Below are 26387 nucleotides of genomic sequence, written 5' to 3'. Positions count from 1 at the left end.
TTCGCCGTCGCCCGCTGCACCCGCTCGTCCCGATGACCCGGCCGGTCCAGCGCCGGGGACCAGGCGAACGTGCCGGAGGCGAACACCAAGGCGCCACCCAACCACCTGCGGCGCGCACGACCGAACCACCACCCGCACCGTCGCGCCCGAGCCGGGCCATCACCTCACCCCCGCTTGCAGATGCGGTCCAGCAGATTCGCCGTCGCCCGCTGCACCCGCTCGTCCCGATGACCCGGCCGGTCCAGCGCCGGGGACCAGGCGAACGTGCCGGAGGCGAACACCAAGGCGCCGCTGGGGGCGCGGTAGAGGGAGGTGTCCTGGTGGCGGGTGGCGCCCTCGCCGTCCTCGTACGGGGAGTGGGCCAGCAGGATGCGGCGCAGATGCTCGGGCAGCGGGGTGCGCGGGAAGTAGCGGTCGGCCTCGCCCGCGACCAGCCCGGGCAGCTCGTCGCCCTCGGCCGCCCCGGTGGCCTCCCACAGCCAGTGGCCGCCGTTGCGCACGATCAGCGGCCGCGGTTCGGGCACCCGGCCCGCGTACTGGATGCCGATCAGCTGCTGCTCGGGCGCCGACTCGCGCCACAGCGCGGCGCGGCCGGGGCCGCGCCGCTTTCGGCAGGTCAGCAGGCGGTCCGGGCCGGAGGGCGAGGGGGCCAGCTCGACCTGCCAGTACATGGTGTTCGCGGAGAGGAAGACCAGCGAGGTGCCGCTGTCCCGGGCCCGCTCCACGGTGCGCCGCATCGCGGCCGACCAGTACTCGTCGTGGCCGGGGAAGACCAGGCCGCGGTAGCGGGCGGGGTCGACGCCACCGGCGTGCAGATCGCGGGTCTCGGCGTAGGCCAGGTCGTAGCCGTAGCGCTCGGCCCAGCGGATGAAGTCGTACGCGTGGCCCACGTGCAGCGGCAGCCCCGCGCCCGCGTAGGGCCGGTCGAAGGAGACCGTGACGGCCGCCTCCGACTCGCCGAGCAGCCTGCCCTGCTCGTCCCAGGCGTGGTAGAGGCTGGCGCCGGTGCGGCCGTCCTCCGGGTAGAGGTTGTACGCCTGCCAGGTGAAGTCGGGCAGGACCAGGAGCAGATCGGCGGGGCGGCTGTCGCGGACCGTGAACGGGATGTGGCTGCGGTAGCCGTCCACGGTGGTGAGCACGGCCACGTACGCCCCGAGCTTCCAGTACGAGGGGATCTGCAGCCGCCAGGACAGCCACCAGTGGTGGCAGGAGACGGTGCGGTCGGCGGTGAGCGGCGGCGGCTGCACGATGCCGGACAGCCGCGGGCTGGTGGTGATCTTCGACGCGCCGTCGCCGCCGTAGTGCCCGATGCGGTAGATGTCCACGCCGAACTGCTGCGGCGGGTCGACCGTGATGCGGAAGTCGATGGCCTCGCCGGGGGCGGCGGCGGAGGTCGAGGCGAAGCCCTTGATCTGGCGGCGCACGTCGTCGGCGGTGCGCGGGCCGGGGATCCGCACCGGGGCCCCGGGGGCGTGGGCATGATCCACGTACCAGGGGACCACATGGCCCGTGTCGTCGAAGTAGTTCTCACTGGTGCGCAGCCAGGGCAGCGGGCCCTGGCCGAAAGGATCCGTCACCGCGTGGGCCAGCGCCCCGGACTCCCAGCGCCGGATCTGGTCCGTCCCCATCCTCGTTCCCCTCCCTGCGTGCCCCGGCGGCGTCCCGTCGCCTCGCTGCCGTGTGTGCCCGTCCCGCAGGTCCGGGCCTTGTGGGTCCGGGTTCGCGGGTCCGGTCGGTGAACCGGGCTGGTGGTCCGGTCCGCTGGGCCGGGTGGCAGCGACCGGCCCCAGCACATCACATTACGCACTCACTCCGTCACCGATCGTTGCGAATTCACCAAACGGAAACCATTCGTCAGCCACGATTCCGGGCCGACGGGGGTGGATCAGACGAGCCGCACCGGCTTCTCGGGACGGACGCCGACCTCGGCGAGCCAGCTGCGCAGCGGGGCCGCGTCGCCGTCCTCCACCAGCGTGAGCACCGGATGGGACAGATCGGCGCGGCGGCGGCCGGCGACCAGGAGCGCCGGGCCGTCGAGCCAGTCCAGGCCGGGGGCCGCGCCCGCGGTGTCCACGGCGGCGCAGCAGACCATCGCCGTCACGTGGTCGGCCAGCAGCTCACGGCCGGTGCGGGGCGGCTGGAGCGGGAGCAGCGGCGCGAAACCGTCGATCCAGGGGTCGCCGCCCGCGCCCTCCGCCGTACGGGCCTGGCGGGCCTGTGCGGTGGCCCGGTGGGCGGCGGCCTCCTCGCGGGCCAGCTCCACGGTGAGCCGGGCCGCCAGGTCCTCGCCGAGGCCGTCGGTGCCGGTGTCCTCGGGGCCGGTGGCGGTGAGCCGGTCCATGACCCGGGCCAGGGTCGGCGGGGTGGGGGTGCTCGCGGGGGTCGGCGGCGGGCCGGAGGGGTCCGTGCGCTCCTCCAGGACGCGGTGGAGGCGGGCCGCCTCCTGGCGCCATTTGCGGTCCACGACCTCTTCCGGATACTTCCCCCAGTCGACCGGGGACCAGTCCGGGCCCGGCTCCGGGGGGCCGCCGTGGAAGAGCCGCGCGGCCAGCAGCGACGTGGCCTCGTCGATCAGGCCGGGCTCCTCCAGCAGATCGCAGGCGGGCCGCTCGCTGAGCCGGGAGGCGAACCCCTCGGCGAGCCGGTCCCGGCGGGACAGCTCGGTCAGCGCCGACACCACGCCCGCGTCCAGCCGGGACGGCCAGCGCCCCATCCGCCAGGCGGGCAGCGCGACCCGGGTCAGCAGCCGGTCCCAGCCCGCGTAGGCGAGGCCCACCTGCTCCTGGGCGACGATCCGCAGCCCGTAGTCGACGGCCTGGGCCCGCTCGGAGGCGGCCGCCGCGACCGCGCGCTCCATCTGGGCGGCGTGGTCCCGGCAGCCGCGCAGCAGCAGCCGGGCGATCCAGCCGACGAAGGCGAGGGCGGGGCGGCGGACGGCCCGGCCGAGCGGGGTGCCGGTGCCGCCGCCGCTCGCCGGGTCGTCGTCGCCGGACGCGGCGACCGCCACGGCGGCGTCCAGCCCGCGCACGAAGCGGCGGGCGGCGGCTATGTCGGGGTGGACGGAGGGGCCGGTGCCCGCCACGACGGGCGCGAGCAGCGCGCGCAGCTCGGCGACCCGCATCCACCACAGGAAGGGCGATCCGATCACCAGGACCGGGGCCCGGGGGGCACGGCGCTCCTGCCGGTCCGCCCGGGAGCGGCCGCTCCTCAGGCGGTCCGCCCGGTCCGTGGCCGGCGGTCCCACGGTGTGCACCTGGCGGGACTCCTCGGGCGGGGGCCGGTCCTCGCCGCGACGGCCTTCATGCGCGGGATGCGCGCGGTCCTCCAGCCAGCTGTCGCAGTCCGGGGTGAGCGCTATGGCGGAGGGCGCGGGCACATCCAGCCGCTCCGCCAGGTCGCGGACCAGCCGGTACAGGTCCGGGGCCGTCTCCTCGGCGATGGGGACCGTGGGCGTCAGCGCCGGTTTCGCCCGGACGACCACGGCGGCCACCGCCGCCGCCAGCAGCAGGACCAGCAGGGCACCGCCGACCACCGCCCAGCGCAGCGCGGTCCAGCCCTCGTCGTGCGAACCGCCGCCGATGCGCCCGGTGGCGCTGCCGGCCAGCAGCACGACCGCCACCGCGGCCGGAAGGAGGGCGACCGCGAGCGCGGCGCCCCGGATACGCAGTACGGCGAGGGCACGGGCGCGTGCCGCCAGTGCTCCTGCTTCCGGACCTGCCACGGTTCTCATCACCCCCTACTGTCCGGCCGGTGGTTGAACAGCGGACGACGGCGGCGTTGTCTATCCCCCCACTGTGGCACCGGCCGCCCGCTCCGCAATGCCGATGGGCCAGTTGCCGCACCTCGCCTGAGCGGCACAGTAGTTGGAGGGCGGGCGTGCGTCAGCAGGATGCGGAAGCCCTCACCCGATGGAATGGCCTTGGGCAGAACCGGGAACCCGGTCGGGTTCGGGTGGAACCGCCGCGCTCAGATGGTGGAATCCCTGCGCTCAGACGCCCTCAGGCGCCCTCGGACGCCGCCTTCGCCGCGATGTCGGTCCGGTGGTGGGAGCCGTCCAGCCCGATGCGGGACACCGCCCGGTACACCCGCTCCCGGGCCTTGGCCAGGTCGGAGCCGGACGCGGTGACGGACAGCACGCGGCCGCCCGCGCTCACCACGTCGCCGGACGCGCCGTCCCGCCGGGTGCCCGCGTGCAGCACGTATGCCTTGGGCGCGTCCTCCGTGGCCACCTCGTCGAGCCCGGTGATCGGGTCGCCGGTGCGCGGGGTGCCGGGGTAGTTGTGCGAGGCGATCACGACGGTCACCGCGGCGCCGTTGCTCCAGCGCAGCGGCGGCTCGGCGGCCAGCGCGCCGGTCGCGGCGGCCTTCAGCAGGCCGGACAGGGGGGTCTTCAGCCGCGCCAGCACGACCTGGGTCTCCGGGTCGCCGAAGCGCGCGTTGAACTCGATGACCCGTACGCCGCGCGAGGTGATCGCGAGCCCCGCGTACAGCAGCCCGGAGAAGGGCGTACCGCGGCGGCGCAGCTCGTCGACGGTGGGCTGGCAGACCGTGGCCACGATCTCGTCCACCAGGGCGGGGTCGGCCCAGGGCAGCGGGGAGTAGGCGCCCATGCCGCCGGTGTTCGGGCCCTCGTCGCCGTCGTACGCCCGCTTGAAGTCCTGGGCGGGCTGGAGCGGCACGACGGTCTCGCCGTCGGTCACCGCGAACAGCGACACCTCGGGGCCGTCCAGGAACTCCTCGATCACCACGCGTCCGCAGGCCAGCGCGTGCTCGCGGGCCGCCGCCAGCTCACCGGTCACCACGACGCCCTTGCCCGCGGCGAGGCCGTCGTCCTTGACCACGTACGGCGGGCCGAAGGCGTCCAGGGCCTCGTCGACCTCGGCGGGGGTGGTGCAGACGTAGGCGCGGGCGGTGGGCACACCGGCCGAGGCCATGACGTCCTTCGCGAACGCCTTCGACCCCTCCAGACGCGCGGCCTCGGCGGACGGCCCGAAGGCCGGGATGCCCCGGGCGCGCACGGCGTCGGCGACGCCCGCGACGAGCGGCGCCTCCGGGCCGACGACGACCAGCTCGGCCTCCAGCGCGGCGGCCAGGTCGGCGACGGCGGCGCCGTCGAGGACGTCGACGGCGTGCAGCTCGGCGACCTCCGCGATCCCGGCGTTGCCGGGCGCGCAGTGCAGGGCGGTGACGTCGGGATCGAGGGAGAGGGAGCGGCACAGGGCGTGTTCGCGGGCGCCGCCGCCGATGACGAGGACCTTCACGGTAGGCACCCTACGGCCTCCCCCGTCCGGGCGGCCCGGCCGGGTCGGGAGGCGGGACGGGCGGGTCAGGACGTGGGACGGGGCGGGCGGGCACTCTTTCGGGTGAGCGGGAATGGGGCCCTATATCCGATGTCCACCACTTACGGGCGGAATACCCGTGATCGTGGCCGCGTGGCCAGCCGTTCGGCGGTAGGAATGGTCGTCGCGCGCCAGCCGCGCGCCAGGAGCAACGCCGCCGCAGAGGGAGTGCACGGGTGAGTCAGCCGGAGATGCAGCCCGAGGAACTCCCTCGGCAGGAGGGGGCGAGGACGCGGGAGGACCTGATCGGCCGGCCGTTCCCGCACGGCGACTGGGGGGAGCCCGCCGAGCGCCTCGACGAGCTGTACCGGTGGGTCGAGGAGGGCGCGCTGCGGGTGGGCGACTGGTATCTCGTCGACCGGCTGTGGAAGCGGCGGGCCGCCCGGGCGCTGCGGGCGGGGGCCGCGGCGGGGGCGGTCGCGGGGGCCGTGCTGCCGCTGCTGGAGCTGAACGGGGTGCTGGGCGCCGGGGCCGGGTGGGGCGCGCTGGCGCTGCTGCTGGCCGTGGCGTGCGTGGGCTGCGACCGGTATTTCGGGCTGACGTCCGGCTGGATGCGGGACGTGGCCACGGCGCAGGCGGTGCAGCGGCGGCTGGAGTCGCTGCAGTTCGACTGGGCGTCGGAGAGCGTCCGGGAGGTGCTGGGCCCGACGGAGGGCACCGCGTCCGAGGCCGTGGAGCGGTGTCTGGCGGTGCTGCGGCGGTTCTGCGAGGACGTGTCGGAGCTGGTGCGGACGGAAACCGCGGGCTGGATGGTGGACTTCGGCTCGGGGTCGGCGCCGATGTTCACCCATTCGCTGTTCACCCGGTCGCTGGTGGCCCAGGGCTCCCGCCCGGACGGCGGGAGCCCCGCGCACCGCTTTCCGCTGCCGCCGGGCAGCACCCGGCCCAACATGCCGCGGCAGCGTCCTCCCGAGCCGCCCCGCTGAGGCCGGGCGGCTCAGCTGAAGAGGATCATCGAGCCCTGGCTCAGACTGCGGGTCGCGGCCGCGTGCAGCCCCAGCCAGACATGGCGTTCGCGGGCGAACGGGCTGTCCTCGTACGGCCCGGGCGCGGCCGGTTCCTCCAGGCTGGTCGGCCGGGCGGGGGGCGTGGGGGCGGCCGGGGGGTTGCCCGGGTCGATGCCGAGCGCCGGGGCGACCGCCTCCAGTTCGCGCAGCAGCCCATGACTGGATCCCAGGGGGCCGCCGCCCTCCATGAGTTCGTCGTTGGCCAGCGGGGAGGGGAAGTCGACGGGGACATAGGCGCCCGCGTGGTCGTAGTGCCACACCAGGTGCGACTGCTGGGCCGTGGGCTCGAACATCTCCAGCAACTGCTCGTAGTCCCCGCCGAGTTCGTCGACCGGGGCGACCTCGAGGCCGCACAGCTGCAACAGATAGGCACGGCGCAGGAAGTGGAGCGCGTCGTAGTCGAATCCGGCTACCGGGGCGACGTCCCCGGACAGGCCCGGCATGTAGCCGAGGACGGGCACCGGCGGCAGACCGGCCTCACCGAGTGCCTTGTCGTAGGTTGCGATCTCGTCGGCGAAGGGATTGTCGGGGCTGTGGCACAGCACATCGACGAGGGGGACCAGCCAGAGGTCACAGGCCACGCGATCTCACTCTCGTATCCGTATGGTCGCTGGTCGCTTCAGCGTAGTGCCCCGGGTACGCGGCGCGAAGAGCGCTGACGGCGGCTCTCACCCCCGGGGGCTCTCAGGGAGTGCCGGTGACCAACCGCTCGATCAGCGCACGGAAGTGCGCGTTGTACGCCGCTATGAGCCGCTCGGAGGCCGTGGGATCACCACGGGTGACGGCCGTGGTCAGCTCGCAGTGGCCCGCCCACAGTTCGCCGCGCAGATCGGGGACCCGGCGCAGATACGGCACGGTGAAGACCCAGGTCTGCATCCGCAGCCGCTGCAGGAAGTCGGTGATGTACGGGTTGCCGACCAGCCCGCAGATCTCGCGCCAGAAGCGCAGGTCGTAGCCGATGAGGATGTCGAGGTCGCCGGCGCGGGCGGCCCGCTCGGCGGCCTCGGCCCGGCGCCGCACCGAGGCCAGGGACTGCGGGTTCATGGTCCTCAGCGTCTGCTCGACGGCATGCCGGAACAGCCCCTCGACGACCATGCTGCGGGCGTCGACCATGTGCCTGAAGTCCTTGATGGTGAACTCGTGGACCTTGAAGCCCCGGTGTTCCTCGACGTCCAGCAGCCCCTGGGAGCACAGGTCGAGCAGGGCCTCGCGGACCGGGGTCGCGGAGACGCCGTAGTGGTCGGCCATCTCCTTGACGGTGAACTGCCGCCCCGCCGGCAGTCTGCCCGCCAGCACCTCGTCACACAGCGCGTCGGCGATCTGCTGCCGCAGGGTGTTCCGCTTGACCGGGCTGGTGCCGGGCACGGGCATCGAGGACCGTCTCCTTCCGCGGCCGTCGTGTCATGTCATCCGGAAGCGGACGGCCCTCGCATCACGATATGCGAGGGCCGTTGCGCAAAGTACGCAGAGTCAGGTGGTGGTCTACACCGGACGCCTATATGTGGCTATGGGGTGTGAAGAGGACGTGACGCCTCGGTGAGGGCGCGGCTACGCGGTGTGGGCGTCCGCCGCGTTCAGCGCCTCGTCCAGAATGGCCAGACCCTCCTTGGCCTCGGACTCGGTGACCGTGCACGGCGGCACCACGTGCGTTCGGTTCATGTTCACGAACGGCCACAGCCCGCCGCGCTTGCAGGCGGCCGCGAAGTCGGCCATGGGCTGGTTGGCCGGGCCGCTCGCGTTGTACGGGACGAGCGGTTCGCGCGTCTCCTTGTCCTTGACCAGATCGAGCGCCCAGAAGACGCCCAGACCGCGCACCTCGCCGACCGACGGGTGGCGCTCGGCGATCTCCCTCAGGGCCGGGCCGATCACGTTCTCCCCGATCGCGGCCGCGTTCTCCACGATGCCCTCCTCCGCCATCGCGTTGATGGTGGCGACGGCGGAGGCGCAGGCGAGCGGGTGCCCGGAGTAGGTGAGGCCGCCCGGGTAGGGCCGCTGGTCGAAGGTGGCGGCGATCTCGGCCGAGATGGCGACGCCGCCGAGCGGCACATAGCCGGAGTTGACGCCCTTGGCGAAGGTCAGGAGGTCCGGGGTGACGCCGAAGTGGTCGGCCGCGAACCAGTGGCCGGTGCGGCCGAAGCCCGCCATCACCTCGTCCAGGATGAAGACGATCCCGTACCGGTCGCAGATCTCCCGGATCCCGGCCAGATAGCCGGGCGGCGGCACCATGATCCCGGCGGTGCCGGGGATGGTCTCCAGGATGATCGCGGCGATGCCGGACGGGCCCTCGTAGGCGATGGTGTCTTCCAGGTGGCGCAGCGCGCGCTCGCACTCCTGCGCCTCGTTCTCGGCGTGGAACGGCGAGCGGTAGAGGAACGGCGCCCAGAAGTGGACAACTCCGGCGGAGGCGGTGTCGGAGGGCCAGCGGCGCGGGTCGCCGGTCAGGTTGATCGCGGCGGCGGTGGCTCCGTGGTACGAGCGGTAGGCGGAGAGCACCTTGGAGCGGCCGGTGTGCAGCCGGGCCATGCGGACCGCGTTCTCGACCGCCTCGGCGCCGCCGTTGGTGAAGAAGATCTTGTCCAGGTCGCCGGGGGTGCGCTCGGCGACCAGCCGCGCCGCCTCGGACCGTACGTCGACGGCGAAGCCCGGCGCGATCGTGCACATCCTCGCCGCCTGCTCCTGGATCGCGGCGACGACCTTGGGGTGCTGGTGGCCGATGTTGGTGTTGACCAGCTGGCAGCTGAAGTCGAGGTAGCGGTTGCCCTCGTAGTCCCAGAAGTACGAGCCGTCGGCGCCCGCGATCGCGAGCGGGTCGATCAGCCCCTGCGCGGACCAGGAGTGGAAGACGTGGGCGCGGTCGGCAGCCTTGACGGCGGCGCCGGCGGCGGGATCGGGGCTGGGGTGCGTGGGCTGCACGGACACGTTCGCTACCTCGGATCGCTCGCGGGTCTGGGGCGCCCCCCAGCGTACGGAGCCCCCGGACCGGCCGCACACCGCCAAGGTGTACGGCTTCGGCCCGGTAACCCGGCAGTGTGTCGGGGGGCGCGGTGCGCCGGTGGGTCCTCGTATGCGCGGGTGCGCATACGGAACCGGTAACGGATCGCCCGCGTCGCCCACTTCGCTCTCAGCCGCCTTTATTCTCTCCAGGGGGCTGATCAGGGGGATCAGGGAAGGGACGTTCGTCAGCATGGAAGACCTGGGGGCGGAAGACCCACGCTGGATCGGCGAGTACCGACTGCTCAGGCGGCTGGGCGCGGGCGGCATGGGCCGGGTGTTCCTGGCGCACTCGGCGCGGGGCCGTACGGTCGCGGTGAAGCTCGTACAGACCGAACTCGCGCAGCAAGCGGAATTCCGGCGGCGGTTCACCCAGGAAGTGCGGGCGGCCCAGCGGGTGGGCGGCGAATGGACGGCCCCCGTTCTCGACGCCGACACCGAGGCCGCCACCCCGTGGGTCGCCACCGGGTACATCGCCGGGCCCTCGCTGCACGCCATCGTCGCCGAGTCCGGTCCCCTGCCCGAGCGGACCGTGCGCATCCTCGGCAACGGCCTCACCCGCGCCCTGCGGTCCATCCACGGCGCCGGTCTCGTCCACCGGGACCTCAAGCCCTCCAACGTCCTCATCACGATCGACGGCCCGCGCGTCATCGACTTCGGCATCGCCCGCGCCCTGGAGACCGTCACCGACGGCATCCTCACGCGCAGCGGCGCCGTCGTCGGCTCCCCGGGCTTCATGTCGCCCGAGCAGGTGCGCGGCGAACGCGTCACCCCCGCCAGCGACGTCTTCTGCCTCGGCTCGGTGCTCGCCTTCGCCGCCACCGGCCGCCAGCCCTTCGGCACCGCCGACAGCGGTGTGCACGCGGTGATGTACCGCATCGCCCAGGAGGAGCCCGACCTGACCGGGCTGCCGGACGGGCTGCGCGAGCTGGTCACCGACTGCCTGCGGAAGACCCCGGAGGAACGCCCCGGCCTGGACGCGCTGCTGGACCGCACCGCCGGTCCGGAGGACGAGGCGGGCGCGGACGCCGAACCCTGGCTGCCGGGCGGCCTCGTCGCCCAACTCGGCCGCCACGCGGTGCAGCTGCTCGACGTGGAGACGCCCGCGTCCCCGGTACGGCCTGCCGTGCCCGCCCCGCCGCCGCTCCCGCCGACGGCGGGCGCCGTCCCGCCGCCGCCACCGGGTCCGCCGTCGGCCACGTCGTACCCCCTGGCCCCGCCCCCGCCCAGCACCCCGCCCCCGGCGGCCACCCCTCCGCGGCCCCCGTCCGCCCCGCCGCGGACGGCGGAGCGGCGGGAGGAGGCGCCCGACGCCCCGGAGTCCCGTCCCGGCGGGGAGGTGGCCCCGGCCGCAGGGCCGCCGCGGGGAGAGCCGCAGGGATCGGGGTCGCCGCAGGGAGAGCCGCAGGGCGCGGGCCCGTACGCCGCCGGAGGCCCGGCCGCAGGCCCGCGGGGAGAGCCGCAGGCCGCCGGGTCGCCGCAGGCCACGCCGCCGCACGGCGCCGCCGTGGCGCACGCCGCCGCGCCGCCGCACGGCGGGCCGCAGGCCTCCGGGCCGTACGGGGCCGGGTCGCCGCAGGCCGCGCCGCAGGCGTTCGGGCCGCCCGAGGTCACGTCGTTCGGGCCGCCTACGACGCCCGGCGGACCCGGCGGTCCCAACGGCCCCGGGGCGCCGGAGCCCCAGCGGCGGGGGCGGCGTAAGACGGTCGTCGTCGCGTCGGCCGCGCTGGCCACGTTGCTCATCGCCGGGGCGGCGGCCGTCGCCGTGGTCAAGTCCAACAGCGACAAGGGCGAGCAGGCCGCCGACTACGACAAGGCGACCCACACCGCGCCCTCCGCGGGTCCGGCGAAGTCGAAGGCGCCGGGCGGGGGTTCGGGGTCGCCGGGGCCGTCGTCCACCGAGCTGGGCTCGGCCGGGGACGTGCCGCAGAGCTATCTGGGCGCCTGGGAGGGCGAGATCAAGCAGGACGGCGACGCCACCGGCAAGATCCGCCGGATCGTCCTCTCACAGGGCGCGGTCGGCTCGTCGGTGGCGGACACGGTGATGTCCGAGCCGGACAAGTTCTGCCGGAGTTCGGCGACCCTCAAGTCGGCGGACAGCCTGCTGGTGATCGAGGACGAGGACGTGTCGCTCAGCGTCCCGGACGAGGCGTGCGGCGCCGTCGGGGAGCAGACCCTGCGGCTCGGGGACGACGGCTCGCTCGCCTGGAACACCACGGACGGCTCCGCGGAGGCGACGCTGCGCCCCTCGAAGACCGGGGACGCGCCCATACCGGCCGTCTACGAGGGCACGTGGCTGGCCAAGGACGCGTTCGGGGAGAAGGGCGCCACGCGGAAACTGACCATCAGTCAGGGCGCCATCGGCACCGCGGTGGCCGAGCAGATCGGCGACAGCAGCAAGTACCACTGCGAGGGCAAGCGGATGCTGGCCTCGGTCGAGAAGGGCCTGGTGCTGAGCCCCATCAAAATCACGAAGGCCACGCCGGAGGATCTGTGCGAGTCGGGAACCTCGCTTACTTTCACGGCGTCTGGAAAGGACAAGCTGCGCGTGGTCTATGAAGACCCCGACAGCTTCAGCGATGAGACGATGACCCAGACCTTCACCCGTCTGAACTGATCGGCCGATCGGCGTACGGGGACCATCGGCACACGGACAGGAGCCACACCGCGATGGAAAACCTCGGGGCCCAGGACCCGCGGTGGATCGGCGAGTACCAACTGCTCGGCAGGCTCGGCGAGGGCGGAATGGGCAAGGTGTACCTCGCCCGTTCGGCCCGTGGCCGTACCGTCGCCGTGAAGCTGGTGCAGGCCGAACTCGCCCGGCAATCGGATTTCCGGGGCCGCTTCAAGCGTGAGGTGGAGGCGGCGAGACGGGTGGGCGGCCAGTGGACCGCGCCCGTGCTCGACGCCGACACCGAGGCCGCCGTGCCCTGGGTGGCCACGGGATACATCGGCGGACCGTCGCTGCACGAGGTGGTGGCCGAGGACTTCGGGGCGCTGCCCGAGCAGTCGGTGCGGGTCCTGGCGCACGGCCTGTCGCTGGCGCTGCGCGACATCCACGGCGCGGGGCTGATCCATCGCGATCTCAAGCCGTCCAACATCCTGATCACGATCGACGGCCCGCGGGTCATCGACTTCGGCATCGCCCGCGCCCTGGACGCGGTGGGCAGCGGGAACAGCAACCTGACGGTGACGGGCGCGGTCGTCGGCTCGCCGGGGTTCATGTCGCCGGAGCAGGTGCGCGGCGAGACGGTGACCGTGGCGAGCGATGTGTTCTGCCTGGGGTCGGTGCTCGCGTTCGCGGCCACCGGGCGGCAGCCGTTCGGCCGGGTGGACAGCGGCATACACGCCCTGATGTACCGAATAGCCCAGGAGGAACCCGACCTGGACGGGCTGCCCGAGGGGCTGCTGGGCCTGGTGAGCGCCTGTCTGAGCAAGGACCCCACGCAGCGCCCGTCGGTGCCGGACCTGATCGCGTACACCGAGGCGGCCGCGCCCGATCCCGCCGAGCCGTGGCTGCCGGGCGGGCTGCTGGCCCGCCTCGGCCGGGACGCGCTGCAGCTGCTGGAGGCCGAGAACCCGTATCAGCAGGCGACGGCCCCGGCGCCCACCCCGCAGCAGAGCGCGTACGCCACTCCCCAGACCCCTTCCGCGTACGCCACTCCCCAGACGCCTTCCGCCTACGCCACTCCGAGCGGCCCGGCGGCGTCCGGGTACCCGATGGGCGGGGCCGCCGGGCCCATGGCGCAGCAGCCGGGCGGGCCGTGGCCGCAGCAGGGCGGCGGCTACCAGGCCCCGGCCGTTCCGCCGGAGCAGGGCGGGAAGGTGCGCTCGGTGCGTGCGCTGGGGAACACCCTGGTGGGCGTGTTCAGCCTGTGGATGCTGCTGACGATCAGCGATCTGTATCTGCGGATGTCGCAGTTCGGCTCGCTCCGCGACCTGGCCCACGACGAGGGATCCGCCGCCGCGGTCGGCCGCAGGTCGGCGGCGATCAGCTCGCTGGACGGCGCGCTGGGCATGTGCGTGGTCGCGCTCGTCGTGCTGTGGCTGGTGTGGTTCCGGCGTACGTACATCAACGCCACGGTGCTGTCCCCCGGCCGGTTGCGGTTCGGCAGTGGCTACGCCGTCGGGGCGTGGTTCATCCCGGTCGCGCTGCTGTGGATCCCCAAGCAGATCGCGAACGACATCTGGACCGGCAGCACTCCCCCGGGCCCCGGACGGGTGTCCCGCGCGGCGCTGCACTGGTGGTGGATGTTCTTCGTGGTGATGTGCTTCTCCGCCCCGTCCGCCGGTCTGCTGGAGGTCATCGTCGAGGGCGAGAACGAGGACCGGCGGATCGGGGTCGCCGGCCACATCGCGGACGACGTCGTCTCGCTGCTGGCCGCGGCGCTGGCCGTCGTCGTGGTGGTGAAGCTGACCGGGATGCAGGAGAGGCGGCGCGCGGCGCGGCGACAGCAGCACCAGTCGGTGCCCGCCGGGGTCTTCGGCCCGCCCGTGGCGTGATACGACGACGGCCCGCACATGGCGTGCGGGCCGTGGCCCCAGGGGGTGTCTCAGAGGAACGAGTTGATCTGGATCGTCTCGTCGCGGCCCGGGCCGACGCCGATCGCCGAGATGGGCGCGCCGGACATGTCCTCCAGCGCCTGCACATACTTCTGCGCGTTCTTGGGCAGGTCGTCGAAGGTCTTGGCCTGGGTGATGTCCTCCGACCAGCCCGGCAGCGTCTCGTAGATCGGCTTGGCGTGGTGGAAGTCGGTCTGGCTGTACGGCAGCTCCTCGACCCGCTTGCCGTCGATCTCGTACGCCACGCACACCGGGATCCGCTCCCAGCCGGTGAGCACGTCGAGCTTGGTGAGGAAGAAGTCGGTGAGCCCGTTGACCCGGGTCGCGTAGCGCGCGATGACCGCGTCGAACCAGCCGCAGCGCCGGTCGCGGCCGGTGGTGACACCGCGCTCGCCGCCGATGGTGCGCAGCTTCTCGCCGTCCTCGTCCAGCAGCTCGGTCGGGAAGGGGCCCGCGCCGACGCGCGTGGTGTAGGCCTTCAGGATCCCGATCACCCGGCTGATCTTCGTCGGCCCGACGCCGGTACCGGTGCAGGCACCGCCCGCGGTCGGGTTGGAGGAGGTGACGAAGGGGTACGTGCCGTGGTCGACGTCGAGCAGGGTGCCCTGGCCGCCCTCGAAGAGCACGACCTGGCCCTGGTCGACGGCGTTGTTGAGGACAAGGGTGGTGTCGGCGACGTAGCCGCCGAGCTGGTCCGCGTACCCCAGCAGCTCCTCGACCACCTGGTCCACGGCGATGGCGCGGCGGTTGTAGAGCTTGGCGAGCACCTGGTTCTTGAAGTCGAGCGCGGCCTCGACCTTCTGCCGCAGGATCGACTCGTCGAAGATGTCCTGGACCCGGATGCCGACGCGGTTGATCTTGTCGGCGTAGGACGGGCCGATGCCACGACCGGTGGTGCCGATCTTCCGCTTCCCGAGGAAGCGTTCCGTCACCTTGTCGATGGTGGTGTGATACGGCGTGATCAGGTGGGCGTTACCACTGATCAGCAGCTTGGACGTGTCGACGCCGCGCTCGTTCAGCCCGCTCAGCTCGGAGAGCAGGACCGCGGGGTCGATGACGACGCCGTTACCGATGACGGGGGTACATCCGGGCGAGAGGATGCCGGACGGGAGCAGGTGGAGGGCGTACTTCTGGTCGCCGACCACCACCGTGTGGCCCGCGTTGTTGCCGCCCTGGTAGCGGACCACATAGTCAACCGAACCACCGAGCAGGTCGGTGGCCTTTCCCTTGCCCTCGTCACCCCACTGAGCACCGAGCAGCACAAGTGCGGGCACAGGCGTACACCCCTTCCGGGCGGGGCATGTCCAACGTGCGTGGTGGCGTGCGTCACCACAAGAGCCGTCGAACCGGTGCCCCGGATAGACGAAGCCCCTGGCGCAACAGCGACAGGGGCTCTTGCACCGAGAGATTACCTGAGGAAGGACCGAGGTGTCGGCTCCAGACCCCTGGCACTCTCCGCCGGACACCGTCCGGGGGCGCCGCCTGCTCATGGTCATCGACCCCACCGCCCGGCGAACGGATGGGGAGTCGGTGCGCATCGCGAAAGATGTGCTGTGTGCGGGCGCGCAGACGAAAATCTGCCTGCCGGACGGCCCCGAGGAAGTCGAGCGGGCGCTGGCCCGGCGCGGCGGCCGGCGGCCGGTGGTGGTGGGCGACGACCGGGCCCTGCTGCGGGTCGTGGAGATGCTGCACCGGCAGCGCGAGCTGGCGGACGCGGCGCTGTCGGTCGTACCCGTCGGCGGGGCGGCCACGGTCGCCCTCGCCCACGCCCTCGGCGTGCCGACGGACGCGGTCGCTGCGGCGCGCACGGTGCTCGACGGCGCCGCCAGCCCGCGTGACCTGCTGGTGGACGAGAGCGGCGGGGTGGTCCTCGGGGGCTTGCGCATCCCCGGCGACGGCGCGGCCGGTACGGCGCCGCCGGGCCCGGCCGGGCCGTACGGACCGTCCGGCGCCCCCGGTACGGGGCCGGGCGGCGCGGACGGCGGCGTGAGCGGTCGCGGCGCGGGCGGCGGGGCGGCGGGGGGCTGCGACTGCGGCTGCGATCCGTACGCCGAGGACCCCGGCGCGGCCGGGCCGGGCGGCGGGTCCGGGCCCGGCGGCGAGGCCGGTCCGGGGCGTACGGGCGGCTGTGCGGCGGGCGGCCACCACCCCTGGTGGACCCCGGCGGCGCGCACCGCGCGGACGGCGCTGACCCTGCTGTCGCTGCCGGTCATCGGGCTCGGCGCGGGCGGCCGGGGGCGCCGGGCACAGCCGCCGCCGCAGCGGCTGCGGGTCGAGGCGGACGGGGTGCTGCTGACCGATCTGGACCGGCGGGTCGAGGGGGTCTCGGTATCGACAGCGGCGCCGGGCGGCGGACTGGCCGAGGTGGTGGTCCATCCGCACGCGGGCGACGGCGCCGAGGGGCCGGTGCGGGCGCGGGCCCGCGCCGTGACCGTCTCCGGCCAGGACTTCCGCTACCACTCGGACGCGCTGGTCCGCGGCCCGGTGCGCAGCCGGACCTGGACGGTGCTCGCCGGGGCGTGGAACCTGACCCTGCCGCACCACCGGTGACCGGCTGCGGGCCAGGGTGATCGTTACTGCTCCTCGGCCCCGCCGCGCGCCGCCTGGTGGGCGCGCCAGCGATCCAGCATCGTGCGCAGTTCGCTCTGCATGAACTCGAAGAACTCGGCGGTCTCGGACACCCGCTGCCCGGCCGGGGTGTCCGGGCCGAGGATCTTCGCCCCGTCCCGCATGGTGGACTCCCACCGCACGAGCAGCTGGTCGCGGCGGGACAGCGACTCGTACCAGGTCGCGCTGTAGAGCCGGTAGCGCTCGCGCCGGGAGCCCGGTTCGCGCTCCCGCGCGACCAGATCGACCTGGGCGAGGTAGCGGATCGCGCCGGAGACGGCGGCCGGGCTGATTCGAAGCTGCTCGGCGAGTTCGGCGGAGGTGAGCGCGCCGGAGTCGGAGACGAGCAGCGCGGCGAAGACGCGGGCGCCCATCCGCTGCATCCCGGCCTCGACGAGATCGGCCGCGAACCGCTCGACGAACCGGGACACCGCCTCGTCATCACGTGCGTCTTGCTCTTCGATCATCTCGCCCACCGGCTCATCATCTCCTCTCTTCGTCACATCATCATAAGTTTATATAGTTCCTTAACTTCACAAATCTGTGAAAGTAGCGTAGCTTCGCCACCATGACGACGGCAATCTCCGTGTCCGGCCTGCACAAGTCCTTCGGTCGGACCCACGCGTTGGACGGCCTCGACCTCGAAGTCGAGGCAGGCGAGGTCCATGGCTTCCTCGGGCCCAACGGCGCCGGGAAGTCCACCAGCATCCGGGTCCTGCTCGGACTGCTGCGCGCCGACTCGGGTGCGGTCCAGCTCCTCGGCAAGGACCCCTGGCACGATGCGGTCGACCTCCATCAGCACATCGCGTACGTCCCCGGAGACGTCACCCTGTGGCGCAGCCTGAGCGGTGGCGAGGTCATCGACCTGTACGGGCGGCTCCGGGGCGGGCTGGACCAGACCCGGCGCAAGCGGTTGCTGGAGCGGTTCGAGCTGGACCCGACCAAGAAGGGCCACACCTACTCCAAGGGCAACCGCCAGAAGGTCGCGCTGGTCGCCGCCTTCGCCTCCGAGGTCGAGCTGCTGATCCTCGACGAGCCGACCTCCGGGCTCGACCCGCTGATGGAGGAGATCTTCCGCGAGTGCGTGGCCGAGGAGCGCGACCGCGGGCGCACCGTGCTGCTCTCCAGCCACATCCTCAGCGAGGTCGAGGCGCTGTGCGACCGGGTCAGCATCATCCGCAAGGGCAGGCGGGTCGAGTCCGGCTCGCTCGCCGAGCTGCGCCATCTGACGCGTACGTCGGTGACCGCGGAGCTGGCCGCCCCGCCCAGCGGGCTGTCCGGGCTGCCCGGCGTGCACGGCCTCGACGTCCAGGACCAGCGGGTCAGCCTCCAGGTCGACTCCGAGAACCTGGACGCCGTGCTCCGCCGGCTCACCGAGGCGGGAGTGCGCAGCCTCACCTCCACCCCGCCCACCCTGGAAGAGCTGTTCCTCCGCCACTACCAGGACGACATCGCCCGCACCGGTGCCGGTGCCGGCACCGGCACCGGCACGGAAGAGGCGATCGCCCGATGACCGCCGTAGCCGACGCGCGGGTCACCGGCCGCGCCCGCGGCTCGTCCCGCGATCTGACCGGCACCGGCACCCTGCTGCGGCTCGCGCTGCGCCGTGACCGGATCATGATGCCGGTGTGGGTGCTGTGCCTCGGGCTCACCGCCTCCAGCACCGTCACCCGCCTCGACAGCGCCTACGACACCCCCGCCAGGCGGGCCCAGCTCGTCCATGACATGAACGGCAACGGGGCCACCCGCGCGCTGTTCGGCACCGCCTTCGGCGACTCGCTCGGCGCGCTCACCGTCTGGCGGGTGGGCGCCTTCCTCGCGGTGTTCGCCGCGATCATGAGCCTGCTCATCGTCATCCGGCACACCCGCGAGGAGGAGGAGACCGGCCGCCAGGAGGCACTGTCCTCGTGCGTGGTCGGCCGCCGCGCGGGCCTCACCGCGGCCCTGCTCACCGTGGCCATCGCCAACGCCGCCGTCACCCTGCTCATCGCGGGCGGTCTCGCGGGCCAGGGCGGCAGCGGGGCGGTCGCCCTGGGGCTGACCGTCGGCCTGTCCGGGATGGCCTTCGGCGGTCTGGCCGCCGTCGCCGCCCAGCTCACCGAGAGCGCGCGGCTCGCCCGGGGGCTCTCCTCGGCCGCCGTCGGCGTGGCGTTCGTGCTGCGCATGGCGGGCGACGCCGCCGAGGACGGCTCCAAGGGCTCCGGTCATCTGCTGGTCTGGCTCTCGCCGCTGGGCTGGGCCGAGTACGCCCGGCCGTTCGCGGCCGAGCGCTGGTGGCCCCTGCTGCTGATCGCGGTGCTGGCCGCCGCGTCCATCTCCCTCGCGTACACCCTCGCGGGCCGCCGCGACGTCGGCGCCAGCTTCTACGCGACCCGCCCCGGACCGCCCGCGGCGGGCCCGTTCCTGCGCGGCGTCTTCGGCCTGGCCTGGCGCCTCCAGCGCGGCGCCCTGGCCGGCTGGGCCGCCGGGTTCGTCTTCGCGGGCGCCCTCTTCGGCGCCATCTCGGACGGCGCCGACGGCTTCCTCGGCGACAGCGACCAGACCCGCGAGATCATCGAGCGCATGGGTGGCGCCCAGGGCCTCAACGACGCCTTCCTGGCCGCCATGGTCGGCGTCCTCGGCACCATCCTCACCGTCTACACCGCCGGTTCCGTGCTGCGGCTGCGCAGCGAGGAGACCGACCAGCGCGCCGAACCGCTGCTGTCCAACGCCGTCAGCCGAGTCCGCTGGGCCGCCAGCCACCTGGTCATCGCCTACCTCGGCCCGGTCGCCGTGCTCGCCGTCGGCGGTCTCGCGCTGGGCTTGGGCTACGGGCTGGCGGCGGGCGACGTGGGCGGCTCGCTGCCGCGCGTCCTGGGCGCCGCCCTCTCCCAGACCCCGGCGGTGTGGCTGATCACCAGCCTGACGGTCCTGATCGTCGGGGCGCTGCCGAAGTACTCGGCCGCCGCCTGGGGCCTGGTCGGCTGGGTCGCCGCCCTCGGCTGGATGGGTCCGGCGCTCAAGGTGCCGCAGTCCGTCATGAACACCTCGCCGTTCAGCCATCTGCCGAAGCTGCCCGGTGAGCATGTCACCGCGGCCCCGTTCGTGTGGATGGTTCTGCTCTCGGCCGTCCTGACCGCCGGAGGACTGGTGGCCCTGCGCCGCCGCGACATCGGCGGCTGACCGTCACCGCTCTCGGCGCCGGGCCCGCACTCCCCCTGTGGCGGTCCCGGCGCCGAGTCATGTGCGGCTGCGGCTGCGGCTGCGGATGCGGCTGGGGATGCCAGACCTCGGACGTCAGACCTCCACCAGCAGCTCCGTCAGCCCTCGGATCACATACCCCGGCTGCCACTCCGGCTCCCGGACCAGCCGCAGCTCCGGCGCGGCGCGCAGCAGCGCGCCGAAGGACGCGGCGAGTTCGATACGGGCCAGCGGGGCGCCCAGGCAGTAGTGGATCCCGGCGCCGAAGCTGAGGTGGGGATTGTCGGCGCGGGCGAGGTCGAGGGTGTCGGGCCGCTCGAAGCGGGCCGGGTCGCGGTTGGCCGAGCCGAAGAGCAGGGCGACCTCGTTGCCGCGCGGGATGAGGGTGTCACCGACCCGGATGTCCTCCAGGACCCAGCGCTCGAACAGCTGCAGCGGGGTGTCGTAGCGCAGCAGCTCGTCCACAGCGGTGGACAACAGCGCGTCCGGGGTGGCCTGCAGCCGGGCCAGCTGCTCGGGGTGGCGGAAGAGCGTCCACCAGCCGTTGCCGGTGGTGTTGACGGTGGCCTCGTGGCCCGCGTTCAGCAGCAGCACACACGTGGAGACCATCTCCTGCTCGGAGAGCCGGTCCCCCTCGTCGTGCGCGGCGATCAGCGCGCTGATCAGGTCCTCGCCCGAAGACTTACGGCGGGCGGCGATCAGCCCGCGCAGATACTCCGAGAACTCCTCCGACGCCCGCACCGCGCGGCGCGCCGTCTCCTCGCCCGGGTTCAGCTCGAACATCCCACAGATGTCCGCCGACCAGGGGCGCAACGCCGGGCGGTCGGCGGGCGGAATGCCCAGCATCTCGGCGATGACCTCGACCGGCAGCGGTTCGGCGACCGCCGCGATGAGATCGCCGCCGCCGGACGTCACGAACGAGTCCACCAGCCCGGACGCCAGCCGCCGGATCGTCGGCACCAGCCCCTGGACCGTGCGCGGCGTGAACGCCTTGGAGACCAGCCGCCGCAGCCGGGTGTGGTCCGGCGCCTCCAGGTCCAGCATGCCGTTGCCGTTGAGGGTGTGGAACGGCTCGTGCTCGGGGGGCGGGGCGGTGCGGCCGAACTCCTCGTGGGTGAAGCGGTGCAGATACGTACGCCCCAGCCGCCGGTCGGTCAGCAGGGCGCGCACATCCTCGTAGTGCGGGATCAGCCACTGGCGGGAGGGCGCGAACCAGTGCGCCCGGCCCTGCTCTCGCAGGCTCGCGTAGGCCGGGTAGGGGTCGGCGACGAACGACGGCTGCCACGGGTCGAAGGCAGGGGCTGCGCTGCTCATTACCGGACCGTATCGCCGGACCGGCCCGTCCTGAAGAGGGCTTTGGTCTGTTGTCGGGGGTCAGCCGCCGGGGGTCACGATCCGGGCCTCGTACGCGAAGACCGCGGCCTGGGTGCGGTCCCGCAGCCCGAGCTTCACCAGGATCCGGCTCACATGGGTCTTCACCGTCGACTCGGCCACCACCAGCTGCTCCGCGATCTCCGCGTTGGACCGGCCCTGCGCGACCAGCACCAGCACCTCGTTCTCCCGCTCGGTCAGCTCCTTCAGCCGCTCCTGCGGGCCCGGCCGCGGCCCGCCGGGCAGGGCGTCGAGCCCGCCGCCCTGCGAGAACGTCGTGATGAGCCGCTTGGTGACGGTGGGCGCCAGCAGCGCCTCCCCCGCCGCCACCACCCGTACCGCCTCGCCGAGCTGCCGGGCCGAGGCGTCCTTGAGCAGAAAGCCGCTCGCCCCGGCGCGGAGCGCCTGGTAGACGTACTCGTCGAGGTCGAAGGTGGTCAGCACCAGGACCTTGGCGTCGGCGTCCGCCGCCACGATCTCCCGCGTGGCCTCCAGCCCGTTCAGCACCGGCATCCGGATGTCCATCAGCACCACATCCGGGCGCAGCGCCGTGACCTGGGCGATCGCCTCGCGCCCATCGACCGCCTCACCGACGACCTCGATGTCCGGCTGGGCGCCCAGCAGCACGGAGAAGCCCTCGCGGACCATCATCTGGTCGTCGACGATCAGCACGCGGATCGCGGGCGCGGGGGCGGTCGCGGTGTCGTGCGTCATGCACCCGGCTCCGACTCCATGACCTTCTCCAGGGGGGCCTTCTCCAGAGGGACCGTGTCCGCAGCCGGCGCCTCCGGGACCGGGATGAAGACGGTGACCTCGTAGCCGCCGTCCTCCTCCCGCTCCCCCGCCCGTATCTCCCCGTCCAGCATCGCGACCCGCTCCCGCATCCCGAGCAGCCCCTGGCCCATGCCCGGCGAGGGCGACACCGCCTTGGTGGGCGGCCCGTTGACGACGCGCAGCCCGAGGCCGCCGAGCACGTACGACACCTCGACCCGCGCTGTCGACCCCGGGGCGTGGCGCAGCGCGTTGCTCAGCGCCTCCTGCACGATGCGGTACGCGGACAGCTCCACGCCCTGCGGCAGCGGGCGCACCGCGCCCGTCGTGACGTGATCGACCGCCAGGCCCGCGGCCCTGACGCCCATGAAGAGGCTGTCGAGCGTGGCCAGCGTGGGCTGGGGCGCCTCAGGGCCGGCGTCGGGGTAGCCGTCGGACGCGTCCGCCCGCACCACCCCGAGGACGCGGCGCAGCTCGGTGAGGGCGATCACCGCGTTCTCCCGGATGGTCGCGAAGCTCCTGGTCAGCTCCTCGGGCGGGTTCTCCACCCGGTACGGGGCCGCCTCCGCCTGAATGGCGATGACGGACATGTGGTGCGCGACGACGTCATGCAGCTCCCGCGCGATGGTGGCGCGCTCCTCCAGGGTGGTGCGGCGGGACCGTTCCTCGACGGTCGCCGACTCCTGCACCGCTATGGCCCGCTTGCTCTCGCGCAGGCTGCGCCCGGTGACGACGGCACAGAGCACCAGCCCGGAGACGAGCACCATCCGGAAGGCGTCCGAGCCGTACATGTCGTCGTCGTAGTGCTCGACCACACCCCCGAGAAGGGCCGTGATCAGCCATATCTCGGCGGCCACCCGGGGGCGCGACCGGGCCGCGACCACCACCATCACCACGATGTGGGAGGTGAACATCGGAATGGGCCACGGCCAGCCCATCCCCAGCTCCAGAGGCAGCAGCCCCATTCCCGTCACGACGCTCGCCCCGAACGACAGCCACCAGGCGCCGACCGGCCGGAACAGCGTCAGAAGCAGCGGCACCCCGCTCAGCAGGGCCAGCACCGGGCCCACCTCATCGGGCACGATGAAGACCGACTGGGCCATGACGTAGAACGCGCAGGCCGTGAGCGCGGCATGCGGCAGCCGGCCCACGTAGTGCCGGGCCCGCTCCGGGGCCCGGCGCATCAGCGGATGCCCCGAACTCAGCGGCGGCAGGGGGCGGATGGCGAACGCATCCTCGAACAAGTCCTGCCGCAGGCCGGACAGCGCACTGCGGGCGATGCGGAGCTCGGTCCGCGGAATCGTCTGGGTCACGCCTCACACCGTAGGGAGCGGGCGGTCCCGCGTCGTCCCCACCGATGGTGATTGTCCGGCGTCCCTCTCAAGTACTACGCGTACCACGCGTACTACGCGGCGAGCCGGGCGATCTCGTCGGCGACCGTGCGGGCGGCGGCGGTGGCCGGGTCGATCAGCGGGAAGTGCCCGACGGCGGCGATGCGCACCACTCGCGGCGGCTGCCCGGCGACCGCCCCGGCCGCCGCGAAGGAATCCGCGACCTGCGGCGGAACGTCGACATCCGTGCCGCCCTGCACGAGGACCGTGGGCACGCCGGTGGGCAGCAGCGCGGCGGGATCGGCGAACGGCAGCCGCGCGGCGAGCCGGTCACCGAGCAGTTCGTCGACGGCGTCCGAGCACACCCGCAGCGCGCGGGCGGCGCTGAGATCCGCGATCGGGGCGAGCGCGACGACGCCGCGGAGCGGGGGTGGCGCGGCCAGATGCCACCGGGCGTGCGGCGGCAGGCGGTGCCGGGCCGCCGCCCACAACGCGGCATGCCCGCCCGCCGAGTGCCCGGCGAGCACGACCCGATCGACGTCGGCCACCCCGCCGAGCCCCGACTCCCGCACGAGCCGCGGCACCCGGTCGACGACGGCGGCGATGTCGTCGAACGTCTCCGGCCACCGTCCCGCCCGGTGCCGCGCCCCTGGCGGGTGTCCACGGTCGGGCTCGGCGCCGCGGCGGTATTCGGGGAGGGCCACCGCGAAGCCGCGACCCGCCAGGTGCGCCGCGAACGGGGAGAGGTGGCGGCGGTCGTAGGGGGCGCGCCAGGCGCCGCCGTGGAAGAGGACGACCAGCGGGGCGGGGGCCGCCGGGTCGCGGGGGAGGTGGAAGTCCACCACCTGGTCCGGGTGTTCGCCGTACGCGGCCGTCGCGTCCGGCGCCACCGGGGCGTGGCCGAACAGGGACGCCTCCTCGGCGGCCGCGTCGAGACGCATCGGTCAGCCCACCTCGCCCAGTACGTCGGCCAGCACCCGCGCCGCCCGCTCCACCTCGGCGAAACCGGTGTACAGCGGGGTGAAGCCGAAGCGCAGCACGTCGGGGCGGCGGAAGTCGCCGACGACGCCGCGCCGCACCAGTTCGGCCATCGCCGGGCCCGCGTCCGCGCAGCGCAGCGCGACCTGGCTGCCGCGTTCCGCGTGGGCGGCCGGGGTGACGGACTCGACGCGGCCTGCCGGTACGTACCGCTGGACGCAGCGCAGGAAGAAGTCCGTCAGGGCCAGGCTCTTGGCCCGTACGGCCTCTACGGGGACGTCGTCCCACACCTCCAGCGCGGCCTCCAGCGCGAGCATGGAGAGGATGTCGGGGGTGCCGACGCGGCCGCGGGCCGCGCCGTCGGCGGGGGTGTAGCCGGGGTCCATGCCGAAGGGGTCGGCGTGGGAGTTCCAGCCGGGGAGCGGGGAGTCGAAGCGCGGCTGGTGCTCGTGCGCCACGTACAGATAGGCGGGCGAACCGGGCCCCCCGTTGAGGTACTTGTACGTGCAGCCGACCGCGAGGTCGACCCCGTGCGCGTCGAGGCCCACCGGCAGCGCGCCCGCGCTGTGGCACAGGTCCCACACGACGAGCGCCCCGGCCGCGTGCACGGCGGCCGTCGTGCCGGGCAGGTCGTGGAGGCGGCCGGTCCGGTAGTCGACGTGGTTGACGAGCGCGACGGCGGTGCGCGCCCCGACCGCGTTCGGTACGTCGCCCGCCGCCACCGGCCGCACGGTGCAGCCGGTCATGCGGGCGGCGGATTCGGCGATGTAGCCGTCGGTCGGGAAGGTGGCCTCGTCCACCACGATCTGGTCGCGGTGGGCGCCGCGCTCCTGGGCGATGCGTACCGCGGCGACGACCGCCTTGAAGACGTTCACGCTGGTCGAGTCGCCGACCACCACCTGTCCGGGGGCGGCGCCGACGATCCGTCCCACGCGGTCGCCGATCCGCTCGGGGGCGGTCCACCAGCCGCTCTCCTCCCAGGAGCGGATGCGCAGCTGTCCCCATTCGCGGGCCACGACATCGGCCAGCCGGTCGGGGACGGCGCGGGGCAGCGCGCCGAGCGAATTGCCGTCGAGATAGACGATGTCGTCGAGGGTGAAGGCGTCGCGCCGGTCGCGGAGTTCATCGGCCGCGTCGAGCGCGGCGGCCTCGCCGGTCAGTTCCGTGGAGAGCGTCGCGTCAGACATGGCTGCGCGCCGTCCACAGCTCGGGGAAGACGTTCTTCGTGGCCCGCTTCTCCAGCCAGGCGACCCCGGCGGAGCCGCCGGTCCCGGTCTTGGCGCCCATGGCCCGCCGGGTGGCCACCAGATGGTCGTTGCGCCAGCGCCACACCAGCTCGGCGACCTCGGTCAGCGCCTCGCCGAGCCGGGTCAGCTCGTCCTCGCGCGGGCCGGAGTAGATCTCCTGCCACACCCGCTCCACGCCGGGGTCCGGTTCGTACCTGCGGGCGGGGTCGCGGTCCAGTACGGCGGCGGGGATGGCGTGGCCACGGCGGGCCAGGAAGCGCAGCACCTCGTCGTACAGGCTGGGCTCGGTCAGCGCCTTCTCCAGCTCCGCGTACTCGCGCGGCGCGCCCCGGTGCGGGACCAGCATGGACGCCGACTTCTCGCCGAGCAGGAACTCCAGCCGCCGGTACATCGCGGACTGGAACCCGGAGCCGTCGCCGAGCGCGGAGCGGTACGCGTTGAACTGGCCGGGCGTGAGGTGCGCGAGCGGCTTCCAGGACGCGTTCAGGGACTCCAGCTCGTAGGTGGAGCGCCGCAGGGCCTCCAGCGCGGTGGGCAGGTCGTCCTCGCGCAGCGCCTGCGCGGCGGTGTGCCACTCGTGGACGATGACGGTGAACCACAGCTCCATGACCTGGGTGGTGACCAGGAAGACCATCTCGCCGGGGTCGTCGGAGAGCGGGTGCTGGAGGTGGGTGAGGACGGACGCCCGGACGTAGTCCTCGTACGGGGTCGTGCCCTGGAAGTCCAGATGGGGAGCCTCGGGCTCGCCGTCGGACGTGATGGCGTCCTCGCGGACGGCTTCATCGGGGGCGGATTTCGGGGCAGGCTGCTGCGACATCGCATCTCCTGTGTACTGCTCGCCACCGGGTAGCGGTCCGCCCCATCCCTTCGGTCTCGGAGCCCCGGTCCCCTCAGGGGCCACCTGTGTGGTCCCTGCCCGCATCATGCGTCCCGCGCGCGCCGCTCGCAAGTGCGTGCGGCACGTTCACGGCGACGCGAAACGGGCCCGCCGGCGCGAATCGC

General features: G+C 73.6%; 20 protein-coding genes. 6 read left to right on the top strand and 14 right to left on the bottom strand.

Annotated features, from left to right (window positions below; all coding sequences use genetic code 11):
* Nucleotides 1-164: 164 nt before the first annotated feature.
* From ACFZCY_RS04180 to purD, 3 genes are all read right to left on the bottom strand, one after another.
* Entirely contained in the window at nt 165-1628 is a 1464-nt protein-coding gene (locus ACFZCY_RS04180) for a N,N-dimethylformamidase beta subunit family domain-containing protein (protein WP_391169207.1), read from the bottom strand.
* Between the two features lie 257 nt (nt 1629-1885).
* Nucleotides 1886-3730 (bottom strand): hypothetical protein, encoded by a 1845-nt coding sequence (locus ACFZCY_RS04175; protein ID WP_391169205.1) that lies wholly within the window; start codon nt 3728-3730, stop codon nt 1886-1888.
* Between the two features lie 268 nt (nt 3731-3998).
* Complete coding sequence (purD, locus tag ACFZCY_RS04170; RefSeq protein WP_391169406.1) at nt 3999-5261, bottom strand: phosphoribosylamine--glycine ligase; 1263 nt, start codon at nt 5259-5261, stop codon at nt 3999-4001.
* A gap of 254 nt (nt 5262-5515) precedes the next feature.
* Here purD and ACFZCY_RS04165 point away from each other — a divergent pair, with 254 nt between their 5' ends.
* Nucleotides 5516-6265, top strand: a complete 750-nt coding sequence (locus tag ACFZCY_RS04165; RefSeq protein WP_391169204.1) for an SLATT domain-containing protein — start codon at nt 5516-5518, stop codon at nt 6263-6265.
* An 11-nt stretch (nt 6266-6276) separates the two neighbouring features.
* Here the strand turns inward: ACFZCY_RS04165 and ACFZCY_RS04160 are convergent, their stop codons facing one another.
* The 3 genes from ACFZCY_RS04160 to ACFZCY_RS04150 all read right to left on the bottom strand — a co-directional run bounded on the left by ACFZCY_RS04160 (nt 6277) and on the right by ACFZCY_RS04150 (nt 9265).
* A complete protein-coding gene (locus ACFZCY_RS04160) occupies nt 6277-6927 on the bottom strand; it encodes a hypothetical protein (RefSeq protein WP_361483987.1) in 651 nt (216 codons plus the stop codon).
* Nucleotides 6928-7030: 103 nt separating this feature from the next.
* Nucleotides 7031-7717: an FCD domain-containing protein gene (locus ACFZCY_RS04155; protein WP_391169203.1), complete on the bottom strand. Its 687-nt coding sequence runs from the start codon at nt 7715-7717 to the stop codon at nt 7031-7033.
* Nucleotides 7718-7894: 177 nt separating this feature from the next.
* Nucleotides 7895-9265: an aminotransferase class III-fold pyridoxal phosphate-dependent enzyme gene (locus tag ACFZCY_RS04150; protein WP_391169201.1), complete on the bottom strand. Its 1371-nt coding sequence runs from the start codon at nt 9263-9265 to the stop codon at nt 7895-7897.
* 265 nt (nt 9266-9530) lie between these two features.
* Here ACFZCY_RS04150 and ACFZCY_RS04145 point away from each other — a divergent pair, with 265 nt between their 5' ends.
* Nucleotides 9531-11954, top strand: a complete 2424-nt coding sequence (locus ACFZCY_RS04145; RefSeq protein ID WP_391169199.1) for a protein kinase — start codon at nt 9531-9533, stop codon at nt 11952-11954.
* A gap of 53 nt (nt 11955-12007) precedes the next feature.
* Nucleotides 12008-13840, top strand: a complete 1833-nt coding sequence (locus tag ACFZCY_RS04140) for a DUF4328 domain-containing protein (RefSeq protein ID WP_391169197.1) — start codon at nt 12008-12010, stop codon at nt 13838-13840.
* Between the two features lie 50 nt (nt 13841-13890).
* On the opposite strand, the gene ACFZCY_RS04135 is transcribed toward ACFZCY_RS04140, so the two are convergent.
* Nucleotides 13891-15174, bottom strand: coding sequence for an adenylosuccinate synthase (locus tag ACFZCY_RS04135; RefSeq protein ID WP_391169196.1), 1284 nt, complete (start codon nt 15172-15174; stop codon nt 13891-13893).
* A gap of 214 nt (nt 15175-15388) precedes the next feature.
* On the opposite strand from ACFZCY_RS04135, the gene ACFZCY_RS04130 reads away from it, so the two are divergent.
* Nucleotides 15389-16450 carry a hypothetical protein gene (locus ACFZCY_RS04130; protein ID WP_391169405.1) on the top strand — a complete coding sequence of 354 codons (1062 nt, stop codon included), beginning with the start codon at nt 15389-15391 and terminating at the stop codon, nt 16448-16450.
* Nucleotides 16451-16473: 23 nt separating this feature from the next.
* Here the strand turns inward: ACFZCY_RS04130 and ACFZCY_RS04125 are convergent, their stop codons facing one another.
* Nucleotides 16474-16974 (bottom strand): MarR family transcriptional regulator, encoded by a 501-nt coding sequence (locus ACFZCY_RS04125; RefSeq protein WP_391169195.1) that lies wholly within the window; start codon nt 16972-16974, stop codon nt 16474-16476.
* 101 nt (nt 16975-17075) lie between these two features.
* Between ACFZCY_RS04125 and ACFZCY_RS04120 the strand changes: the two genes are divergently transcribed.
* Together ACFZCY_RS04120 and ACFZCY_RS04115 are read left to right on the top strand one after the other, a co-directional pair.
* Nucleotides 17076-18020, top strand: a complete 945-nt coding sequence (locus ACFZCY_RS04120) for an ATP-binding cassette domain-containing protein (RefSeq protein WP_391169193.1) — start codon at nt 17076-17078, stop codon at nt 18018-18020.
* On the top strand, nt 18017-19669 hold the full coding sequence (locus ACFZCY_RS04115; RefSeq protein ID WP_391169191.1) for an ABC transporter permease: 1653 nt from the start codon (nt 18017-18019) through the stop codon (nt 19667-19669). Before ACFZCY_RS04120 ends, ACFZCY_RS04115 begins: the two co-directional genes overlap by 4 nt.
* A gap of 114 nt (nt 19670-19783) precedes the next feature.
* Here ACFZCY_RS04115 and ACFZCY_RS04110 read toward each other — a convergent pair whose 3' ends face one another.
* The 6 genes from ACFZCY_RS04110 to ACFZCY_RS04085 form a co-directional block, all read right to left on the bottom strand.
* Complete coding sequence (locus ACFZCY_RS04110) at nt 19784-21001, bottom strand: cytochrome P450 (protein ID WP_391169190.1); 1218 nt, start codon at nt 20999-21001, stop codon at nt 19784-19786.
* Nucleotides 21002-21061: 60 nt separating this feature from the next.
* Nucleotides 21062-21772 (bottom strand): response regulator, encoded by a 711-nt coding sequence (locus ACFZCY_RS04105; protein WP_391169189.1) that lies wholly within the window; start codon nt 21770-21772, stop codon nt 21062-21064.
* Nucleotides 21769-23142 (bottom strand): histidine kinase, encoded by a 1374-nt coding sequence (locus ACFZCY_RS04100; protein WP_391169187.1) that lies wholly within the window; start codon nt 23140-23142, stop codon nt 21769-21771. Before ACFZCY_RS04100 ends, ACFZCY_RS04105 begins: the two co-directional genes overlap by 4 nt.
* A 92-nt stretch (nt 23143-23234) precedes the next feature.
* Entirely contained in the window at nt 23235-24101 is an 867-nt protein-coding gene (locus tag ACFZCY_RS04095; protein WP_391169186.1) for a prolyl oligopeptidase family serine peptidase, read from the bottom strand.
* 3 nt (nt 24102-24104) lie between these two features.
* Nucleotides 24105-25325, bottom strand: a complete 1221-nt coding sequence (kynU, locus tag ACFZCY_RS04090) for a kynureninase (protein ID WP_391169184.1) — start codon at nt 25323-25325, stop codon at nt 24105-24107.
* The gene (locus ACFZCY_RS04085; RefSeq protein ID WP_391169183.1) at nt 25318-26202 is read right to left on the bottom strand and encodes a tryptophan 2,3-dioxygenase family protein; all 885 of its coding nucleotides are present in this window, start codon (nt 26200-26202) and stop codon (nt 25318-25320) included. The genes kynU and ACFZCY_RS04085 overlap by 8 nt, the downstream gene beginning before the upstream one ends.
* Nucleotides 26203-26387 lie beyond the last annotated feature (185 nt).

The sequence above is a fragment of the Streptomyces sp. NPDC007983 genome, assembly GCF_042958345.1.
Classification (GTDB): Bacteria; Actinomycetota; Actinomycetes; order Streptomycetales; family Streptomycetaceae; genus Streptomyces.
Note: the sequence above shows the minus strand (reverse complement) of the source record. Positions and strands in the feature narration are given on the sequence as shown.

Coding starts and splice junctions, on each gene's coding strand:
- ACFZCY_RS04095 (WP_391169186.1), bottom strand. CDS start 24,101: ATGCGTCTCGACGCGGCCGCCGAGGAGGCGTCCCTGTTCGGCCACGCC.
- ACFZCY_RS04125 (WP_391169195.1), bottom strand. CDS start 16,974: ATGATCGAAGAGCAAGACGCACGTGATGACGAGGCGGTGTCCCGGTTC.
- kynU (WP_391169184.1), bottom strand. CDS start 25,325: ATGTCTGACGCGACGCTCTCCACGGAACTGACCGGCGAGGCCGCCGCG.
- ACFZCY_RS04105 (WP_391169189.1), bottom strand. CDS start 21,772: ATGACGCACGACACCGCGACCGCCCCCGCGCCCGCGATCCGCGTGCTG.
- ACFZCY_RS04085 (WP_391169183.1), bottom strand. CDS start 26,202: ATGTCGCAGCAGCCTGCCCCGAAATCCGCCCCCGATGAAGCCGTCCGC.
- ACFZCY_RS04115 (WP_391169191.1), top strand. CDS start 18,017: ATGACCGCCGTAGCCGACGCGCGGGTCACCGGCCGCGCCCGCGGCTCG.
- ACFZCY_RS04175 (WP_391169205.1), bottom strand. CDS start 3,730: ATGAGAACCGTGGCAGGTCCGGAAGCAGGAGCACTGGCGGCACGCGCC.
- ACFZCY_RS04130 (WP_391169405.1), top strand. CDS start 15,389: ATGGTCATCGACCCCACCGCCCGGCGAACGGATGGGGAGTCGGTGCGC.
- ACFZCY_RS04155 (WP_391169203.1), bottom strand. CDS start 7,717: ATGCCCGTGCCCGGCACCAGCCCGGTCAAGCGGAACACCCTGCGGCAG.
- ACFZCY_RS04140 (WP_391169197.1), top strand. CDS start 12,008: ATGGAAAACCTCGGGGCCCAGGACCCGCGGTGGATCGGCGAGTACCAA.
- ACFZCY_RS04120 (WP_391169193.1), top strand. CDS start 17,076: ATGACGACGGCAATCTCCGTGTCCGGCCTGCACAAGTCCTTCGGTCGG.
- ACFZCY_RS04110 (WP_391169190.1), bottom strand. CDS start 21,001: ATGAGCAGCGCAGCCCCTGCCTTCGACCCGTGGCAGCCGTCGTTCGTC.
- ACFZCY_RS04180 (WP_391169207.1), bottom strand. CDS start 1,628: ATGGGGACGGACCAGATCCGGCGCTGGGAGTCCGGGGCGCTGGCCCAC.
- ACFZCY_RS04145 (WP_391169199.1), top strand. CDS start 9,531: ATGGAAGACCTGGGGGCGGAAGACCCACGCTGGATCGGCGAGTACCGA.